Annotated in this window: 17 protein-coding genes; 9 read left to right on the forward strand and 8 right to left on the reverse strand. The window is 68.6% G+C overall.

Annotated elements, in window-relative coordinates; genetic code table 11:
• Positions 1-17 precede the first annotated feature (17 nt).
• Positions 18-665, forward strand: a complete 648-nt coding sequence (locus ACWDTI_RS05460; RefSeq protein ID WP_449737032.1) for an MBL fold metallo-hydrolase — start codon at positions 18-20, stop codon at positions 663-665.
• 6 nt (positions 666-671) lie between these two features.
• Here the strand turns inward: ACWDTI_RS05460 and ACWDTI_RS05465 are convergent, their stop codons facing one another.
• Complete coding sequence (locus tag ACWDTI_RS05465; RefSeq protein WP_449737033.1) at positions 672-1208, reverse strand: flavodoxin domain-containing protein; 537 nt, start codon at positions 1206-1208, stop codon at positions 672-674.
• A gap of 67 nt (positions 1209-1275) precedes the next feature.
• On the opposite strand from ACWDTI_RS05465, the gene ACWDTI_RS05470 reads away from it, so the two are divergent.
• Positions 1276-2013, forward strand: coding sequence for a M15 family metallopeptidase (locus ACWDTI_RS05470; protein WP_449737034.1), 738 nt, complete (start codon positions 1276-1278; stop codon positions 2011-2013).
• On the opposite strand, the gene ACWDTI_RS05475 is transcribed toward ACWDTI_RS05470, so the two are convergent.
• The 3 genes from ACWDTI_RS05475 to ACWDTI_RS05485 form a co-directional block, all read right to left on the reverse strand.
• On the reverse strand, positions 1991-2725 hold the full coding sequence (locus tag ACWDTI_RS05475) for a hypothetical protein (protein WP_449737035.1): 735 nt from the start codon (positions 2723-2725) through the stop codon (positions 1991-1993). The genes ACWDTI_RS05470 and ACWDTI_RS05475 overlap by 23 nt on opposite strands.
• Positions 2726-2790: 65 nt before the next feature.
• On the reverse strand, positions 2791-3435 hold the full coding sequence (locus ACWDTI_RS05480) for a response regulator (RefSeq protein ID WP_449737036.1): 645 nt from the start codon (positions 3433-3435) through the stop codon (positions 2791-2793).
• Positions 3432-4553 (reverse strand): sensor histidine kinase, encoded by a 1122-nt coding sequence (locus ACWDTI_RS05485; protein ID WP_449737037.1) that lies wholly within the window; start codon positions 4551-4553, stop codon positions 3432-3434. Before ACWDTI_RS05485 ends, ACWDTI_RS05480 begins: the two co-directional genes overlap by 4 nt.
• A gap of 187 nt (positions 4554-4740) precedes the next feature.
• Between ACWDTI_RS05485 and ACWDTI_RS05490 the strand changes: the two genes are divergently transcribed.
• The 6 genes from ACWDTI_RS05490 (at position 4741) to ACWDTI_RS05515 (ending at position 11096) form a co-directional block, all read left to right on the forward strand.
• Entirely contained in the window at positions 4741-5484 is a 744-nt protein-coding gene (locus ACWDTI_RS05490) for a hypothetical protein (protein WP_449737038.1), read from the forward strand.
• A 5-nt stretch (positions 5485-5489) separates the two neighbouring features.
• The gene (locus ACWDTI_RS05495) at positions 5490-7307 is read left to right on the forward strand and encodes an alpha/beta hydrolase (RefSeq protein ID WP_449737039.1); all 1818 of its coding nucleotides are present in this window, start codon (positions 5490-5492) and stop codon (positions 7305-7307) included.
• The gene (locus ACWDTI_RS05500; RefSeq protein WP_449737040.1) at positions 7304-7900 is read left to right on the forward strand and encodes a hypothetical protein; all 597 of its coding nucleotides are present in this window, start codon (positions 7304-7306) and stop codon (positions 7898-7900) included. The genes ACWDTI_RS05495 and ACWDTI_RS05500 overlap by 4 nt, the downstream gene beginning before the upstream one ends.
• On the forward strand, positions 7897-8448 hold the full coding sequence (locus ACWDTI_RS05505; protein WP_449737041.1) for a hypothetical protein: 552 nt from the start codon (positions 7897-7899) through the stop codon (positions 8446-8448). Before ACWDTI_RS05500 ends, ACWDTI_RS05505 begins: the two co-directional genes overlap by 4 nt.
• 12 nt (positions 8449-8460) lie before the next feature.
• The gene (locus tag ACWDTI_RS05510) at positions 8461-8757 is read left to right on the forward strand and encodes a DUF6507 family protein (RefSeq protein WP_449737042.1); all 297 of its coding nucleotides are present in this window, start codon (positions 8461-8463) and stop codon (positions 8755-8757) included.
• A gap of 86 nt (positions 8758-8843) precedes the next feature.
• Entirely contained in the window at positions 8844-11096 is a 2253-nt protein-coding gene (locus ACWDTI_RS05515; protein ID WP_449737043.1) for a molybdopterin-containing oxidoreductase family protein, read from the forward strand.
• On the opposite strand, the gene ACWDTI_RS05520 is transcribed toward ACWDTI_RS05515, so the two are convergent.
• The 4 genes from ACWDTI_RS05520 to ACWDTI_RS05535 form a co-directional block, all read right to left on the reverse strand.
• Positions 11053-11709: a hypothetical protein gene (locus ACWDTI_RS05520; protein WP_449737044.1), complete on the reverse strand. Its 657-nt coding sequence runs from the start codon at positions 11707-11709 to the stop codon at positions 11053-11055. The two genes, ACWDTI_RS05515 and ACWDTI_RS05520, sit on opposite strands and share 44 nt — an antisense overlap.
• A gap of 14 nt (positions 11710-11723) precedes the next feature.
• Positions 11724-12518, reverse strand: coding sequence for a hypothetical protein (locus ACWDTI_RS05525; protein WP_449737045.1), 795 nt, complete (start codon positions 12516-12518; stop codon positions 11724-11726).
• A 9-nt stretch (positions 12519-12527) separates the two neighbouring features.
• A complete protein-coding gene (locus tag ACWDTI_RS05530) occupies positions 12528-13343 on the reverse strand; it encodes an MIP/aquaporin family protein (RefSeq protein ID WP_449737046.1) in 816 nt (271 codons plus the stop codon).
• 94 nt (positions 13344-13437) lie between these two features.
• Complete coding sequence (locus ACWDTI_RS05535) at positions 13438-15066, reverse strand: MFS transporter (protein ID WP_449737047.1); 1629 nt, start codon at positions 15064-15066, stop codon at positions 13438-13440.
• 188 nt (positions 15067-15254) lie between these two features.
• Here ACWDTI_RS05535 and ACWDTI_RS05540 point away from each other — a divergent pair, with 188 nt between their 5' ends.
• Positions 15255-15881: a DUF2461 domain-containing protein gene (locus ACWDTI_RS05540; RefSeq protein WP_449737048.1), complete on the forward strand. Its 627-nt coding sequence runs from the start codon at positions 15255-15257 to the stop codon at positions 15879-15881.
• Positions 15882-15886: the final 5 nt, after the last annotated feature.

Consider the following 15886-nt stretch of genomic DNA (forward strand, 5'->3'; position numbering starts at 1 on the left):
GACCACCGGAGGTCTGAATGCTTTTCACCAAGCACACCCATGCGACCGTGACGTTGTCCAAGGACGGCGCGACCCTGCTCATCGACCCGGGTGCCTTCACCCCGAACGCCGACACACTGCTGGCAGAGGCCGATGCCGTCTTGATCACGCACGAGCATTTCGATCATTTCGACGTCGAGAAGATCGTGGCGGCGATGCAGGCCCGGGAGACTCTGCACCTGTACGGGCCGTCGTCGATCGGGCCGGCGCTCGCCGAGGTCGGCGACCGCGTGCATGCGGTGACGACCGACGAGTCGTTCGACATCGCCGGCTTCACGGTGGAGACCTTCGTCGCCGACCACGCGATCATCCACCCGGAGATTCCCTCCGTGGACAACGTCGGATTTCTCATCGACCAGACCGTGTTCCACCCGGGAGACGCGTATCTGAATCCGGGACGAGCTGTCGAGACGCTCCTGCTGCCGATCAGCGGACCGTGGATCTCCACCGAGCAGGCGATCGACTACGTGCGTGCCCTCGCTCCCGCGCGCTGTCTCGCGATCCACGACCTCATGCTCAGCGATACCGGAAAGACCGTCGCCGACATGTTCCTCGGCGCCGATTCCTTGACCGGAACCCAACTCGACATCCTCGAGTTGGGTGACAGTCGCGAACTCGGCGACTAGACGCGGCTACACGTCTCCGGTCGGGGCGGTCACCGCGGCACCCGAATGTTTCGCGATGGCGCTCGCCCAGTTCGCGACGTCATCCCAGTCACGGTGGTCCCCGGGGCTCGCGCCCATGACCCACATGATCATCCGGATCTTGCGCTCGGGTGGACGCCCGAACCTGCCCGCGAACGGGTGATACTCGACCGCGCCCAACCGATCTCGCAGCGCGGCGATCGCCGGCGGGACCTTGTTGCGGAAGATCGAGCCGATGGGCCCGTGCAAGATGGGGCCCATGCCCAGCGAGAACAGCCACACCGGGCGTCGGTGAAGATCGTTCAGATTGTCGTCGACATAGGTCGCGAACTCCGGCAGCAGCTCACCGTTGTGGATCGCGCTGCCCGCCACGACCACGTCGAAGCCGGCCGGATCAGGCCGCTCGGCGACCGGGACGACGCTTACCTCCATCGCGGAGTCGCGCAGCAACTGCCCGAGGCGTTCGGCGACCTCGGCGGTCGATCCGTCGGCGCTGGCGTAGACGACGAGAACTGATGTGCTCACCCCTCCATCGTCGCGCGGCCCGGTCTGCTTCGGTAGGGGCCAATGTCCTCGTGGTAGAACCGCAGGCATGCGACGATCCCGGGTGTTCTTGAGACGCGGCGTGATGTCGGTGATGGCGGCGGTGATCGCCGGTGCTGCGGTGGCCGCTCCGGTCTCCGATTCCGTGACGGGCGAGGCGGCCGCGGCACCGGCCGTCAGGCCGGTCGACCAATCGGCCCGCGCGGCCGGATTCGTCGATATCCACGACGTCGTGGCGGACGCGATCGTGGACCTCCGCTACGCCACCCGCGACAACTTCGTCGGGGTCCGGCTCTACCCGCAGACGGCCCGCTGCCTTGTCCACCGATCGATGGAGCCCGGCCTGCGCACGGCGGCGCGCATCCTCCGCGGACACGGCGAGGTGCTGGTCATGTGGGATTGTTACCGCCCACATTCGGTGCAGCAGAGGATGTTCGAGCACACGCCGAACCCCGCATGGGTCGCCGAACCGGGTCCGTATTCGCGCAGCCACGAGTCGGGAAGGTCGGTCGATGTGACGCTGGCATCCCGGGCGCCGAACTGTCCGGCGGCCCGCCGCATCGCCGACCGCTGTCTGGTGGACATGGGCACCGACTTCGACTCGTTCACCGCTGCGGCGACCGCGTACGCCACGGCCGGCGTGTCACCGACGGCGCAGGCGTCGCGGGCACGGTTGCGCTCGGCCATGGCCGCAGGTGGACTCCGGGTCTATTCCGGGGAGTGGTGGCATTTCGACGGCCCGGGCGCCGGCGTGCGACGGCCGATCATCGATGTGCCGTTGACGTGACCTGCGCACGCTCGTCGACCGGCGCGCCGAATCGGGCGTTGCCGATGAAGAACAGGCCGCGTTGGGGCAGCCAGAAATCGCCCAGGTGGCTTTGCGTCGGCAACGCGGCCGGACGACCGGCGTCGACACCGCCGACCGTGGCCGCGCTGTCGGCCACCCGCCACACGGCGAGCGGCGCGGCCTTGAACCCGTTGCCGTTGGGCGTGCGCCCGTGCAGCCGAATCCGGCCCGCCCCGAGCATCATTCGTGCCATGGGACCCATCGCGGCGAGAACCGGGTCGCTGGTCCATGCCCCGGTGGGCATCGACGCACCGACGGCCGACATCATCGCCGTCGCGGGTGACGCGGTGAGTGCGATGTGCCAACGGATCTCGTCGCCGAGGGAAACGTCGAACTCCCGGTCACCCACCCAGGTCACGTCGATCCGCTCGACCCGACGCACCGAGGTCGCCGCTCCGAAATAGCGCGGACAACTCCGCCCCGGTTCGGTGGTCGTGTGAATCGTCCAGCGGCCCTCGGGATCTCGATGCCAGATGGTGCGGTACGGCGGGCCCACCGAACTGGCCACCATGTCGCGCATCGCAAGGAGGTGACCCGACGAGAAGGGCAAGCCCATGACGCCGTAGCCGGTGAATCTCTCGTCGGACCCACCCGGCAGGGACGGATGTGCCCGCAGGGCGGTGACCGCATCGCGCGGTGTGTGAGTGTTCATGCGTTCAGTCTCGGCGCCCGCGGGGGCCGGCGCGTGGGGCAACGGCCTCAAATCCGACGCACGCCCTAGCCCGTCAGACCGCAGTCACGGGCCACCACCACCGCCTGCGCGCGACTGGCGAGATCGAGCTTCGCGAACACATGGCGGACATGGGTTTTCACCGTCGCCATGCTGATGAACAGCTCGTCGGCGATCTCCGCGTTGGAGCGTCCGGCACCGACGAGCGCCAGGATCTCCCGTTCCCGCTCACTGAGATCCGCGAAGCCCGCCGGCGGCTTGCGCGGAAACGGTGGCCGCGTCGCGTAGTGGTCCATCATCCGGCCGAGCACCGCCGTCGAGACCACGGGTTCACCCGCCGCGACCCGGGTCACCGCGTCGATGAGGCCGGCGGAAGTGACGTCCTTCAACAGAAATCCCGCAGCACCCGCGCGCAGCGCGTCGACGACGTGTTGATCGACGTCGAACGTGGTCAGGGCCAGAACCCGGATGTCGGCGTCGAGTGCGGTGATCCGCCGCGTCGCCTCGACACCGTCGAGTCCGGGCATCCGCAGATCCATCAGGACGACGTCGGGCGCGAGTCGCTCCGCCATCTCGACCGCGACGAGCCCGTCGCCGGCCTCCCCGACGACGTCGATGTCGCCGAGTTCGAGGATCATCCGGAGTCCCTGCCGCACCATCTCCTGGTCGTCGACCACCAGCACTCGGATCATCGCGCGGGCTCGCCCACCGGGATCACCACCCGCACCGCAAAACGTCCGTCGGCGTCGTCGACATCGCAGGTGCCGCCGAGCAATTCGGCGCGGTGGCGCACCCCGGCGATCCCGCGTCCGGGCCGCACCGAATCCATCCGGTCGTCGTCACTCCTCCGGCGGTTCACCGCGCACACAGTCACCTCGTCAGGGTGCCAGTCCACCTCGATGTCCACGTGCTCACCTGCGGCGTGTCGTCCCGCATTGGTCAGGCATTCGCGGACGATGCGCGCCACCGCCAACGTCACAGACGGTTGTGTCGCGGGAGTTCCGTTGACCGACAACGTGTTCGGCACACCGGCCGCCCGTGCCCGGGAGGCCAGGTCGCCGATGTGGTCGCCGTCGATCACCGGCGCCTCGTCGGCGGGAGACAACACGTCGAGCACCGCCCGCATCTCGTCGAGCGTGCGGTGTGCGGTGGTCCGGATGGCCTCGACCGGCGCGGCCGCCTTGTCCGGAGACAGCGTGAGCGCGGCCGCGGCGGCCTCGGCCTGGATGGCGATGAGGGTGACCTCGTGGCCGACGACGTCGTGCAGTTCGCGGGCGATCCGGGCGCGTTCGGCCTCCACCGCCGAGCGCTCGGCCCGTTCACGTTCGGCACGCAGTTCCCGTGTCAGCGTGTCGAGCCGCCGCGTCTGCTGCTGCTGGTAACCGACCAGTCGCCCGGCGACGACCGGGGCGACCACGGCGAGCACCGCGCCGATCGCCGCCACCGGCTGTTCCGGCCCGAGCAGGGTTCCGATGACCGCTGCCGACGCCGCGACCGCCGTGACGGTGACGACGGCCGCGGTCGGATGACCGTACAGACCGACCGCGTAGAACAGCAGGACGACCGCGACGAACCCGAAGACCGGGAAGCCCTCGAGCGGGATCAGCCAGAACAGCGATGTCACCGCCGCGGCCGGAATCGGGTGGGTGCGCCGGTAGGCCAGCGGCAGCGCCGAACCGAGGACGTAGACCACCCCGAGCACGCCCGGCGTCGAGATCGGCGCGATGGCGATCTGCACCAGGCCGGCGACCGCGAACGCCACGGCCAGCCCTGCGTCGAGGGGCGTGGTGCGCCAACGGGCGAAGCTCATCTGAGAAAGCGTAGGCATCTGACGCGGCCACGTCATCAGCCCGTGGGATGACTCCGTCCGCACTCCGGGCGCACCCGAGATCGGCATCGCGGTCGATGTGCGACACGACGCCGCGCCCATAGCGTTCGGAGTCGACATCGAACGCACCGACGACGCACGACCCGGTGCTCGGCAAAAGGAAAGAACAATGGTCACAACAGAACTCACCAACCGGGCGCACCCCGACAGCGGGACGCGCCCGGACACCCCCGTGCGGATCAGCGCGGCGTGCGGACTGCTCTTCAGCGTCTGCCAGATCGTCGTGATGGCCGTCATGGCCACGGTGGTCCTGCCGCACGGCGGCGGACCGGGCACGCCGGCCGGCGAGCGCGGTGCGGCCGTCCTCGACGCGATCACCTCCTATCGCGTCGGTAACTACGTGTTCATCGTCTCCGGCATGCTGATCCTCGGATTCCTCGGTGCCGTCGGCGCCCGACTCGAGGCGGTCGACCGCTCGCACGTTCTCGCCCGCGTCGGGGTCGCCTCGGGCACACTGCTGGCGCTGATCTGGCCGCTGGGTGGGGTGCTGCACGACATCGCCCTGGAAGTGGCCGCGGGCGGGACCGACGTGCGGATCCTCGGTGGCTGGGATGCCGCGGCACCCTTCTCACTGGCATTCGCTGCGCTGCCCCGGGCGGCCTTCGTGGCCACGATCGTCGTCGGGTTGTGGCGGGCCCGGTCGCCCCGGTGGCTGGTGTGGACCGGGGCCGCCATCATCGTGCCGACGCTGATCGGCAGCGCAACACTCGTTTCCGCCTCGGTCTTCGGAATCCTCGCGGTGAGCACGTTGTGCTTCGACCTGTGGATCGGTGCGGTCGCCTGGCACTGGGCCTTCTCTTCGATGCCGGAAATGTTCGTTGCGTCGGATACCATGCCGGTTCGGGGGGATTGACGTTCATGGCAGTGACCATTCCGGCACAACCGGGGCCGACCGTCGAGGTCAATGGCAGCCCGGCGAGCGCGGAATCGATGGCGACTCGCCTGGTCAACGCCGCGAACTCGGTCGAAAGCCAGCAGGACTTCGCAACCGGCGAGGCGATCCGCGGGGTCGGCGCCGGTGGTGGCACGTGGTCGGGTAAGGCCGCGACCGCCTATCTGGGTGCGATCGCACCGTTCTCGTCGGAGACCTCGACCGCCTACACGGGGCTGTCCCGCGGCGCCCGGGCCCTCCGGAGCTACGGTGACCGGCTCACCGAATTGCAGCGAACCCACCATGAACTCTGGTCGCAGCGGGGCGAGCTGTCGACGGCGATCACCAACTTCGCCGCCGAGGTGGGCAGCTGGGACGGCAAAGAGATCCCCGCCGACACTCTCAGCGATCTGCAGGCACGCTCGACCGCGCTCGCCGAGCAGGTCCGCCTTTTCGACGAGGCCAACGCGCGACTGGCGGCGGCCACCGCGGCCAACGAGCGGGCGCTGGTCTCCGAGCTCGCCAAGTACGGCGACATCACCGCATCCGAGAGGTCGTTGAAGGACCAGGGTTACGATCCGGCGCAGCAGATCCGGACGGCTCTGGACAAGGCGCACCGCGGCGCCCACCCGCAGGATCTGGCGCATCTGTCCGCCGAGGACCGCGCCCGTTGGTGGGCGAGCCTGACACCGGCCGAGCGAGAGGCGGTCGAGCAGGAGTTCCCCGAGTACCTGGGCAACGGGCAGGGATTGCCGGCGTCGGTCCGCGATGTGGCGAACCGGCAGAATCTGGACCGCGACATCGCCCAATCGCAGGCCATCGTCACGCTGGGCGACCTCAACGGCGGACGCTACCGCGACGCCCAGAAAACCCTGCGGAACGCGCGCTACGTGAAGGCCGGCCTCGACCACGCCGAGCAGGTCGCACCCGGGTCCGTCGTCCAGCTCTACGCCTACGACCCCCGCGCCTTCGGCGGGGACGGCAAGGCCGTCGTCTCCATCGGCGACCTCGACACCGCCCGGAACGTGGCGTGGAACGTCCCCGGCATGACCACCGACATCTCCAAGACCGACGGCAACGTCCGTAGCGCCGCCGACCTCTACAACCAGGCGGGCGGAAAGCGCAACAGCGTCGCCTCCGTCGCGTGGATCGGCTACGACGCACCCAGCGGCGCCGACGTCGGGTCGGTCGCCGGTCCCGGTGCCGCTCAAGAGGGTGGCCGCCTCCTCGCCGAGGACATCCAGGGCTTCACCGCGGCCCGCGATCAGCTCGGACTCGGCCAGGGCGAGGGCGCCGGCGACCATCTCGACCTCAACCTCATCGGCCACAGCTACGGCTCGACGACGGTCGGCTGGGCGGGCGACGCCGGCCGCCTCGCCGACGACCTCGACACCGTGACCCTGCTCGGCTCCCCCGGCGCGGGCGGGGTGGCGACGGCCGGCGAGTTCGGTGTCGGCCAGCAGAATGTCTACGTCGGCGCCGCCTCCAACGATCTCGTGGGACACCTCGGCGCGACCTCGGTGCCCATCACCGGAGCCAGCGGACTCGGCATCGACCCCGCGACCACCGCATTCGGCGGCGAACGCTTCCGCGCCGAAGGTGGCGACGCCACGTTGGTCATCGGCAACCACAACAGCTACTACCAAACCGGTACGGAATCGCTGGACAATCTGGGCAAGATCGTGTCCGGGAACGGCGAGGACATCACACACGAGAATCGACGAAGCGTTCACGACGTCATCGACGGCTGGCTGTCCGCCGGACACAGTGATCCCGCGGTCGACTCACGAAGGGCAGGAAAATGAGGCTCCCTCGACCAGATCGAGCACTGGCGACACTCGCCGTCGTCACCCTCACCGGCGTGTTGGCGGCGTGCGGATCCAGCGTGCACGCGCCGCTGCCGGACTCGTCGGCCACCGTCGACAAGGACGCGCCGCTCACGCACGAACAGGCCGCGCAGGTCCGTGAACAGGGTCGTGCGGTCACCCAGTCGATCATCGATCTGCTCGGTGCGGCCGAGCACGTGACACCCGCCGACGACGCGTCGAGCGAGTCGTGGGCGGGCTGCACCGCCACCTCGGGTCCGCTCACCTTCGGCGTCCACTACGACGGCGTGCTGTACTCCACCGACGTCTGGTTCGAACCGAGCACAACCGTCGATGCCGACACGATGCATCAGATCCTCGCGCCGGCACAGATCACCTGGGAGAAGGACAACCCCGACGTCGGCACCTCGGGGATCTACCGCGTCTCGATCCAGCGGTCGCCGGACCTGCGGGTCGGGGTGACCAGCCCGTGCTACTTCGTCCGGGAACTCACCGGCGCCGACGGCGGCACCCTGCCGCCCGACGACATCGCCAAGGTGACCGGCTTCGTCCGCCAGGGCTGGAACCAGTGACCGCCAGCGTCCCCGATCCCGACGCCGCGTTCGTCGATGAGTTGTTGCGCACGGCCGCGGCCGAACTCGACGACCCGCGCATCCGCATCGCCCACGTTCATCACGCCGGACCGCCGCCCGCTGCCGCGGAACCCGACGAGGCGGTCGGGCAGGCCACCTCCGCCACCGCATGGCGCGACGTGCGGGAGCTGGCCGAGGAGTTCACCTCCCTGTGGCGGCACGCCTGGCTGTCCGACACGACACCGACACACGCCGAACTGCGCTTCACCGCACCGGGATCCGGCCCGGCACGCCCGGTTCTGCGGGCCCGCGCACCGCGGTCGGGCACGGTGTCCGCCGAACAGATCACCGACCGTCTCCTCGTCCGCGGATGGATCACCGACGAGCACAGCACCGAGCCGGGACCGATCCGGGCGAGCCGGGGCGCTTGCACACTTCTCGTCACGCTGGGCCGCGACGACATCCACGTGGAACTGACCGGACCGGCGTTCCCCGACGGCACGCTCACGCCCCACGCCCCCTTGACCGTCGAACTCACCACTGATTGAGAGGCCACGACCATGGATCTACAGCCGTCCGAGGTGTCGCTCATCGCCCGGCATTGGAACGAGGCCGACACCGTGCTCACCGGCGCCGCGACAACCGCCGGTGACTCCTCCGGCACCTGGGCCCCCGCGGTGCACGGCGCGGTCACCGCCTTCGCCGACGCCTGGCGCGACGACATCACCCAGCTGGCCGCCGAGGCCAAGACCACCAGCGAGGTACTCCACCAGGCCGTCGCCCACTACCGGGACGCCGACGACGCGACCGCCGAATCCATGAAGCGGATTCAGCGGTCGGTGGCACCCCCGCGCTGATCCACGCGGCGCCGAATCCTTCCGGCTTCCGCCGCATCGTGCAACACTCGTCGTCAGATATCCACGCGGCCCGGAGGAGTGAGCGCATGCGCGAGGACAAGCCGACCTACTGCCGGATCTGCGAACCGCTGTGCGGCATGATCGCGACGGTCGACGGCGACCGCCTCATCTCGCTGCATCCCGACAAGGAACATCCGCTGTCCGCGGGGTTCGCCTGTCCCAAGGGAATCGCGTTCGCCGAGATCGTCAACGATCCCGACCGGGTCCGCCACCCGCTGCGCCGCACCCCGGCCGGCGATTTCGAGGAGGTGTCGTGGGACGCGGCACTGGCCGACATCGGTGACCGGCTGCGCGGCGTGGCCGACCGTGACGGAACCGGATCGATCGGCTGGTATTTCGGCAACCCGGCCACCTTCTCCACGGGCCACACGATCTGGGCCGCGATGTTCATGAGCCTGCTCGGGTCGCCGCACGTCTACTCGGCCGGCTCGCAGGACGTCAACAACCGATTCGTGGCCAGCCACTTCCTGTACGGCAACCCGCTGACCGCCCCGATCCCGGACATCAACCGGGTCTCCTACCTGCTGGTGATCGGCGCCAATCCCCTTGTCTCCCATGGCAGCGTGATGAGCTCGCCACGCATCCGCGAGGGTCTGCACGCGATCACACAACGAGGCGGCAAGGTCCTCGTGATCGATCCGCGCCGCACCGAGACCGCGCGGGAGTTCGACTGGCTGCCCATCACCCCGGACACCGACGCCTTGTTCCTGCTGTCCCTGCTGAACGTCATGTTCGACGAAGGTCTCGCCGACGAGGACGCATTGCGGCGGAGCACCCGCGGGTTGGACACGGTGAGAGCGGTGGCCGCGGGTTTCTCGCCGGAGGCCACCACCCACCGCACCGACATCGATCCGACGACGGTGCGCGAGATCGCCCGCCGGCTCGTCCACACCCCGCGGGCCGCGGTGTACGGACGAGTGGGTACCTCCCTGGGACGCACCGGAACGCTCACCACCGCGCTGCTCGACATGGTCAACCTGGTCGCCGGAAACCTGGACGTGGTGGGCGGCAGCATGTTCGGCGACCTCGGCATCCCGGGCCAGCGATGGGGTGTGGCGGCGTTGCAGCGGGTGTCCCGATTCTCGTGGGCCGGCCGCCGCAGCCGGATCGGGAACCTGCCGCAGGTCCTCGGCACCGCGCCGGCGTCGGTGATGGCCAAGGAGATCACCACCCCTGGCCGTGGTCGCCTGCGGGCACTGTTCGTCAGTGCCGGCAACCCGGTGCTGTCGGTCCCCAACGGCGACGAATTGCGTTCCGCGCTCGACGATCTCGACCTGATGGTGTCTCTCGACATCTACCGGAACGAGACCAATGCGCACGCCGACTACATCCTGCCCGCGACCACGATGTACGAGCGCGCGGATTTCCTGCTGCCGTTCCAGGCCCTGTTCACCACGCCGTTCAAACAGGCCACCGAGGCGGTCATCCCGCCACAGGGCGCGGCGCGCGAGGAATGGACGGTGATCAACGATCTGATCGGCATGCTCGCCGCCCGGAGTCTGTCGCTGCGCCTCGCCCATGTCGCCGACCGGGCGGCCCGTCGAGTGGGCCTCGCGATGACGCCACGACGACTGTCGGACATGGTGATCCGCATCGGTGTCGGCGGAGACCGATTCGGCCTGCGACGCGGCGGGCTCACCTACCAGAGGCTCGTCGACCAGCATCCCCACGGGGTCGTCGTCGCCGACGACCTTGCGCCGGCACGACTCTCGACCATCGTCACCTATCGCGACCGCAAGATCCGGTTGGACGCCCCGGAACTGCTGACCGAGATCGACCGTCTCGAGGTCGCCGACGACGGCCGATATCCGTTGCGCCTCATCGGGATGCGCGAGATCCGGTCGGAGAACAGTTGGCAGCACAATGCACCGCTGCTGCTGCGCGGCGGTCGCATCCACGCCGCGCGCATGCACACGCAGGACGCGACCGACCGCGGCATCGGCGAAGGTGATCTCGTCACCGTCGCGTCGCGGCACGGGTCGATCTCACTCCCGGTGACGGTGACCGACGACATCAAGCCCGGCGTCGTCGCGATCCCACATGGCTGGGGCCACAACGGTTCCGGCGGGTGGACGCGGGCCAACGCGGCCGCCCCCACCGACCTCGGTTCCGGTGGCGCGAACGTCAACGCACTGATCTCGTCCGACCCGGCCGACCTCGAACGGCTCGCCGGCATGGCCAACATGACGGGCCTGGCGATCGAGGTGACACCGGTGCGGGAGTCGACGCCGGCCGTCAGCGGGTCGCGACCCCACCGGCCGCGGCGACCCGAGATGTGATGCCACGCAACATGTCCCGTGACATCACGAAATCCGCGGGCACCACCACCAGCCAGCTCGCCAGGCTCAACGGCCGTGGTGCGGTGGACCATCTCGACCGGAAATGACACCGGGTGTGCCGCCCACCGTCGAGCGGCTCGAGGACGAATGTCCAGGTCCAGTCGACCGAGGCGTGGGCGCGCCAGCTGCGCGGAAGATGACTCGTCGAGTGCAGCACCAGCGCACGGCCGGGGTCGAGGACGTCGACGATGAAGCCGCACTTCGTCTCCGGTGGGCCGTCGGGGATGAAATCACCCACCTGTAGACCCTGGAGTTCGGGGATGACCCGGTCGGCGCTCGGCCCGTTCGCCGGGAACAGCAGGCGATCCACCCAGCGCGCCGTGTACCACCCGGCACGGCCCCAACCCATCTGCACCAGCCACGGCCAGACGTCCTCGGGTGCGGCGGCGATCGTCGCGGCGTGATCGGTGATCGCCGTCGGATTGCGGATGGCATCGTCGCCCGGCAGACGCAGCGCACGCTCGGTCGCCGATGCGCCGTACGTCCGGCCGAGGTGGATCAGCAGGGCCTCCGCGGCGGCCAGGGCACCGATGACGGCCACCGCCCGTTTCATGGCGGTGAGTGTAGTCATCCGCGCTCGGGATCGCCGAGATATGTGCGCAGGTCGTCTTCGTGACCGCGAACCCAGCGCAGCGCGAACCGGTGTGCGAACCACCAGCAGACGAAGCTGATCACCGAGGCCGCAAGCAGGCACAGCGCGAAGCCGGAGGTGGGAATCCGGTGACCACCGTCGAAGTCGTTGACAAGCCACCAGATCCCGAGTGGGACGGCCATGATCAGGAGGGCGGACGCGGGGTAGACGAGGAACGGGGTCACCGACAGCACCGTCCATCGGACGATCACCGGGCGGAACCGGTGACGCTCCTGCCACCGCCACCGCAGCGGACGCTGGTGGTACGGAAACAGGACACCGACAAGCCCGGTGACGGCGAGTGCGCCGACCGGGATCACGACGACGGCGAGCACCACGAGACCGGTGTAGGGCCAGTCGTCCTCGACGAATCCGCAGGCGATGGCCACCGCCGCACAGATCGGCGCGATGATCAGCCACAGCGCCGTCTGCTTGGCGCGCAACACCGTACGCAACGATTCGGGGTCGTCGAACAGTTCGAGGACGCGGTCGCGGTCGGCGGCGAGGATGTTGGTCGCGGTGACGTCGGCGTACATCCACGTCGCGAGCGCCAGTGCGTATCCCGACGGTCCGGTGAAGGTGAAGAACCAGCTGCGCGGCAGGGTGAACCACACGATCGTCATCATGACCCCGTTGACGGTGACGATCGCGACGGTGTCGCCCGGATTCCGTCGCATCCGGGCGAATTCGGCGCGAAGCGCCGAGCCGAAGCCGTCGGATCGTTCAGCCATGGGCGGCGACTAGGTCTGATCGGGCCGCTCCGGCGCCGTGAACAAGGCACCCTGGGCCGCACCGGAACCCGCGCGTCCACCGCCCGACCCGCGCAGGACGTAGGCCGCCAGCACGGCTATCGCGGCGCCCAGCAACGGCCCGGCCAGGTACACCCAGTAGGACGTGTAGTCGTTGCCGACGATGTCCGGCGCCAGCGTGCGGATCGGGTTCATCGAGGCGCCGGACAGCGGACTGGCCCACAGCCCGGCGAGCGCGATGTAGGAGCCCACCCCGAAAGCGCCCATGATGCCGATGTTCTGGGCACCGGACGCGGTCCCGAGGATCACGCTGACCAACCCGAAGGTGAGCACGGTCTCCATCAGGAATGCCGACAACCCGGATGCCGAAGCGGCGGGATAGTTGGACCCGTTGGTCGCCGAGACACCCAACACCTCTTGCAGGAACCACGCAGCGAGCAGGGCTCCGCCGAGTTGCGCGGCAACGTATCCCGGCACTCGGATCCACGGGAAGTCACCGCGCAGCGCGAAGGCGAAGCTCACCGCCGGATTGAAGTGCGCACCGGACACCTTGCCCATGAACAGGATCATCGCGAGCACCATCAAACCGGGCGCGACGACGGCGGCTCCGCGTCCGATGGCGCCGTCGAAGGCGGTCCCCATCATGCCGCCGCCGGCCGCGACAAGCACCAGCATGAAGGTGCCCATGACTTCGGAAAACAGTCGCCTCCACTCCTGGGACGGGTTGTCGAAGTCGGTGATGCGGGCGACGACCTCTCGGGGAAGGCCCGAGAAGCCGATGTGCGGCACATATATCGGCTCGGTCATGCGGACCTCCGTCGGATCGGTCGGCAGCGTGTGGCTCACGCTAGCGGCGTTCCGATCGACGCGACTCCTGCGGAAAGTATGAGGCCGGGCGGGGTCAGGGAGTGGCGGCCGATTCGGCGGACTCGCTGCCGAGTTCGGCGCCGGGAATCGTGGGTAGTCGGCGCGCGATGACCAATCCCAGCGCGGCGAGGAACAGGGCGAGCAGAATCGCCGCCTTGATCGAGGTGATCTGTGCGTTGAGGTAGTGGTCGACAAGCGAATTGACCTCGGACGCGGGAACGTTGTGCTCCTGGGCGACGCGGTCGAGCTGATCGCGTGCCACGATCTCGACGCCGTCGGACGACGCCTCGGCAACCTGCTGCTTGGTCTGCGCGGAGATGTTCGGATCCGCTTGTGCCGCAGTGTTGAATCCGGCACTGAGCGAACCGATCAGCAGTGCGCCGAGCATCGCGACGCCCACCGACGTGCCGATGTTCTGCGCGGTGCCCTGCAGCCCGCCGGCCTCGCCGCGGTCGCGGTCGCCGACCGACGACATGATCACATTGCCCAGCTGCGAGGCGATGAGGCCGAATCCGGCGCCGAACACCGCCATGCCCACCGCGAACAGCGCACCGTTCAACTCGGGTTCGATCGTCGTCACCAGCAGACCGCAACCGATGATCACCAGGCTCAGCCCGACGGACACCACACGCCGCGGGGACTGTGTCGCCGCCAGTTTCGGGCTCGAGAACGCCGCGATCAGCATCGCCACCGACATCGGCGCCAGCTTGAGCCCCGTCTCGAACGCATCCTTCAGCAGGACGTACTGCAGGTAGATCGGGATCACGAAGAACATCCCGCCGATGATCGTCTGCTGCGCGATCAGCATCACCAGGCCGTTCCGCAGATGCAGCACCCGAAGGAGTTCGGGGTGCATCAGCGGCCGGCCACCCCGCGCGATCACCCGGCGCTCCCAGTCGAAGAATCCGATCAACACGAAGATGCCGATGCCGATCATGAACGGCACCACGGAGAAACCGAACGGGGTGATCTCCTTACCGGCGATCGTCAGCGCTCCCGACGGCCGGATGAATCCCCACGTTCCCGCCTGCAGAAGGGCGACCACGATGAAGCCCAGCCCGAGTGCCGAGAGCAGCGTGCCGATCCAGTCCATGCGCCCGCGTTCGGTGTCTCCGCTGTCGGAGATGACCCGGACACACGCCACGATGAACACACAGACGACGGTCTCGGCGGCGAACACGACCCGCCAAGTCAGCGCCTCGGTGACCCAACCGCCGATCAACGGTCCCGCCGCCGCACCGGCCGCCGCGATGCCGCCGAGCGCACTGTATGCGGTGGCCCGGTCCCGTCCCTCGTAGTTGGCCGCCGTCAGCGAGATGATCGCCGGCATCACCAGAACCGCGCCCGCACCCTCGACGAACGACCAGCCGAACAGCAGGACGCCGATGTTCGGGCTGAATGCGGTGATGAGCGATCCGAGACCGTACACCGCGAGTCCCACCCCGAACACCCTGCGACGACCGAACATGTCGCCGAGGCGCCCGCCGAAGAGCATGAAGGACCCCATCACCAGGGTGTAGAGCGTGATCGCGAGCTGCACCTGGGTGAGCGTGGTGTTCAGGTCGACGACGACATTCGACACCGACACGTTCATCACGGTGGTGTCGAGAACCATGATGAATTGCGCCGCGCACAAGATGACCAGGACACCCCAACGTCTCACGGGCGGAAGGCTACCGGACACCCGGACCGCCGCGCCCAACTGGCGCACGCCGACGTGGCGACGCGGGTAGCATCCCCCGCATGAATGTGATGTGGATCATGCCCCTGGTGGCCTTCATCTCCTGTGTGATCATCGGCATCGGATTTGCCCTGGGCCTGCCCGGGTGACACCGAATCCGGCACGAGCGCATGACCTTTGACGGCTTTCCCGAGGCTGCGCTCGACTTCTACGACGACCTGGAGATCGACAACTCCAAGGTGTTCTGGGAGGCGCACAAGGACGTCTACCGCACCGCCGTCGCCGAACCGATGACCGAGCTCACCGCGGCCTTGGCCGACGAGTTCGGTGCGGCGAAGATCTTCCGCCCGTATCGGGATGTGCGGTTCTCCAAGGACAAAACGCCCTACAAGACCCACCAGGGTGCCTATCTGGCCGTCGCCCCGGCGACCGGCTACTACATCCAGATCGGGGCGCCCGGCGTCCGCGTCGGAGCCGGCTTCTACGATGCGACCGCCGAACGGCTCGCGGCCATCCGGGCGGCGATCGTGCACGACAAACACGGCCCTGAGTTGCAGCGCATCCTCCGGAAGCTGTCGCGATCCGGATGGGAGGTCGGCGGCAATCAGCTGAAAACGGCGCCGCGGGGATTCGACGTCGACCACCCGCGAATCGAGTTGCTGCGGCATAAATCGCTCACGGTGATGCGGGATTACGGATTCGACGAGGTCATCCACTCCCGTGCACTGATCGACCGGGTCCGCACCGACTGGCGTGCGACGAAGCCGTTGGTCGGCTGGATCGTCCGGCACGGCTAGCAACG

The sequence above is a fragment of the Gordonia sp. NPDC003424 genome, assembly GCF_053588655.1.

Excerpts from the sequence above, each read along its gene's own strand:
- ACWDTI_RS05460 (WP_449737032.1), top strand. The coding sequence starts at position 18 with ATGCTTTTCACCAAGCACACCCATGCGACCGTGACGTTGTCCAAGGAC.
- ACWDTI_RS05470 (WP_449737034.1), top strand. The coding sequence starts at position 1,276 with ATGCGACGATCCCGGGTGTTCTTGAGACGCGGCGTGATGTCGGTGATG.
- ACWDTI_RS05475 (WP_449737035.1), bottom strand. The coding sequence starts at position 2,725 with ATGAACACTCACACACCGCGCGATGCGGTCACCGCCCTGCGGGCACAT.
- ACWDTI_RS05480 (WP_449737036.1), bottom strand. The coding sequence starts at position 3,435 with ATGATCCGAGTGCTGGTGGTCGACGACCAGGAGATGGTGCGGCAGGGA.
- ACWDTI_RS05485 (WP_449737037.1), bottom strand. The coding sequence starts at position 4,553 with ATGAGCTTCGCCCGTTGGCGCACCACGCCCCTCGACGCAGGGCTGGCC.
- ACWDTI_RS05490 (WP_449737038.1), top strand. The coding sequence starts at position 4,741 with ATGGTCACAACAGAACTCACCAACCGGGCGCACCCCGACAGCGGGACG.
- ACWDTI_RS05495 (WP_449737039.1), top strand. The coding sequence starts at position 5,490 with ATGGCAGTGACCATTCCGGCACAACCGGGGCCGACCGTCGAGGTCAAT.
- ACWDTI_RS05500 (WP_449737040.1), top strand. The coding sequence starts at position 7,304 with ATGAGGCTCCCTCGACCAGATCGAGCACTGGCGACACTCGCCGTCGTC.
- ACWDTI_RS05510 (WP_449737042.1), top strand. The coding sequence starts at position 8,461 with ATGGATCTACAGCCGTCCGAGGTGTCGCTCATCGCCCGGCATTGGAAC.
- ACWDTI_RS05515 (WP_449737043.1), top strand. The coding sequence starts at position 8,844 with ATGCGCGAGGACAAGCCGACCTACTGCCGGATCTGCGAACCGCTGTGC.
- ACWDTI_RS05520 (WP_449737044.1), bottom strand. The coding sequence starts at position 11,709 with ATGAAACGGGCGGTGGCCGTCATCGGTGCCCTGGCCGCCGCGGAGGCC.
- ACWDTI_RS05525 (WP_449737045.1), bottom strand. The coding sequence starts at position 12,518 with ATGGCTGAACGATCCGACGGCTTCGGCTCGGCGCTTCGCGCCGAATTC.
- ACWDTI_RS05530 (WP_449737046.1), bottom strand. The coding sequence starts at position 13,343 with ATGACCGAGCCGATATATGTGCCGCACATCGGCTTCTCGGGCCTTCCC.
- ACWDTI_RS05540 (WP_449737048.1), top strand. The coding sequence starts at position 15,255 with ATGACCTTTGACGGCTTTCCCGAGGCTGCGCTCGACTTCTACGACGAC.